Below are 1982 nucleotides of genomic sequence, written 5' to 3'. Positions count from 1 at the left end.
CCCCCCCCACCCCCCCCCCCCCCCCCCCCCCCCCCCCCCCCCCCCCCCCCCCCCCCCCCCCCCCCCCCCCCCCCCCCCCCCCCCCCCCCCCCCCCACGGCAGCACGGTCCGGCTGACACACGTGTGGGCGGGCGGGACCGGGTCGGCCCGTTCTCCTCCGCTGCGTACCGCGCCCCCACCGCTTCTGCCGGGGCGCGGCGACGTGTCCACCCTGGCGCGTTCACCCGTCCGCGTTCACCCTGGCGCCTTCATGCGGGCGGGGTCCACCCGAGCTCCGCGCCGCCTCCATGGACGACGCACACCCTGTTCGTCAACACGCTGCTGATCGATCGTCAATCCAGTCCTGGTGTCCTGACCGCGTTCCGCAGTCGCATCCGCACGCGGTCCACCGACAACAGGAGATCCCCGTGTCCCACCCGTCCGCCCGGACCCTCCGCCCCCGCCCGAGCACCGGCACCCGCCGCCGCACCCGGCTGGCAGGCCTGGCGCTCGCCGTCTCCGCCATATCCGCGAGCAGCATCACGCTGCTCGCCGCGCCGGCGAACGCCGCCGTGGTCGAGCAGATGATCACGATCCAGGACCACCAGAACCACAACTCGCTGGCCAGCGCCGACGGCGAGGGTTCCCGGATCGTCGCCCGCAACTACCAGAACGCCTCCACCTCGTTCTGGATCTCCAACAAGCCCGGCGACCGGGTCGACTTCGCCCGCAACGTCAACGGCACCGAGCGCGTGCTGGAGATGGACACCAACGACGGCCGGTCCACCCAGTTCATCCACTGGTGGGCGGGCGCCAACCAGCAGTGGACCCTGGAGCCCGTCGCCGGCGGCGGCACCTACCTCCACAACGCCCGCGACAACCGCTGTCTGACCTACCACGGCCTCGACCAGGAGGTCACCGTCGAGAACTGCGACGGCAGCATGTCCCAGCGGTTCGACCTGATCGGGTCGGGCACCGGCCCGGGCCCGGGTACCTCCGTCGAGCAGCGCTTCCTCGACCGGCTCAACACCGTGCGCGCCCAGAACGGCAAGCCGGCGGTGCGCCTCAACCAGACGCTCTCCCAGGCCGCCAAGTGCAACGCCGACCAGATGGACCAGCGCCGCGTCTCCGGCCACTTCTGCGACTCGAACGGCATCGCGCGCAACCTCGGCTACACCGGGAGGGGATTCGGCGAGATCGCCTTCTACGGCCCCACCGACATCGACGCCGCCGTCGACGGCTGGATCAGGTCGCCCCTTCACCTGGGGATCATGCTCGGCGACTACAACGAGGTCGGCCTGGCCCGCACCGGCAACGCCTCCTGGAACGCGGACTTCAGCACCCGCTGACCCCCGCCACGACCGGTCCGCCGGGGCCGCTCCACCCGGCGGAGCGGCCCCGGCCGGAGCCTCCGCCAGTGACGGCACTTCCGGGAGGCCGGCCGGCGTACCGAGGTGTACGACCAGACCGCGCGCGGCTGGCCCGGGAGATCCGGCACTACCACTTCCCGGGGGACGGCTGCCTCGGCGAGGAGGCGGACCGGTCCGAGGTGAAGCTGGCCGGGGTGGCGATCCCGCGGCCCGGGGGCGATGCCGGAGAGCATGGGGGAGAGCTACGAGGAGGTGTGCTCGCGCCTCGGGGTCGAGGCCAGGCCCGAAGGATGGGCCCTGTGGAACACCTGGGGTGACGGGGACCTCCAGGTGACGATGCTGGTTTCGGCGGTCGACACCACGGAGGGCCTGCTCGCGAACTGGTCGCGGGGCAGGGAGCTGTACCCGGTGATGCCGGTGCCCTCGCAGATCGCGCTGATTCACCGCGGTTGGGCCGCGCACATGGTCTTCTCCCCTTTCGGGGTCCGGAAGTTGGGGCTCGGCGGGCAGCCGTGACACCACATGCCGGGGGGGGGGGGGGGGGGGGGGGGGGGGGGGGGGGGGGGGGGGGGGGGGGGGGGGGGGGGGGGGGGGGGGGAAGGGGGGGGGGGGGGGGGGGGCGGGGGGGGGGGT

2 protein-coding genes are annotated in these 1982 nt (G+C 74.1%); both read left to right on the top strand.

Features of this window, described 5'->3' with window-relative positions; all coding sequences use genetic code 11:
* Positions 1 to 407: 407 nt before the first annotated feature.
* Positions 408 to 1328, top strand: a complete 921-nt coding sequence (locus AC07BF_RS36580; RefSeq protein WP_400989109.1) for a CAP domain-containing protein — start codon at positions 408 to 410, stop codon at positions 1326 to 1328.
* Positions 1329 to 1580: 252 nt separating this feature from the next.
* Complete coding sequence (locus tag AC07BF_RS36575) at positions 1581 to 1865, top strand: hypothetical protein (protein ID WP_363589486.1); 285 nt, start codon at positions 1581 to 1583, stop codon at positions 1863 to 1865.
* Positions 1866 to 1982: the final 117 nt, after the last annotated feature.

Source organism: Kitasatospora sp. NPDC043950, assembly GCF_056435345.1.
The sequence above is the reverse complement of the archived record's forward strand: the minus strand, read 5'-3'. Positions and strand labels throughout refer to the sequence as shown.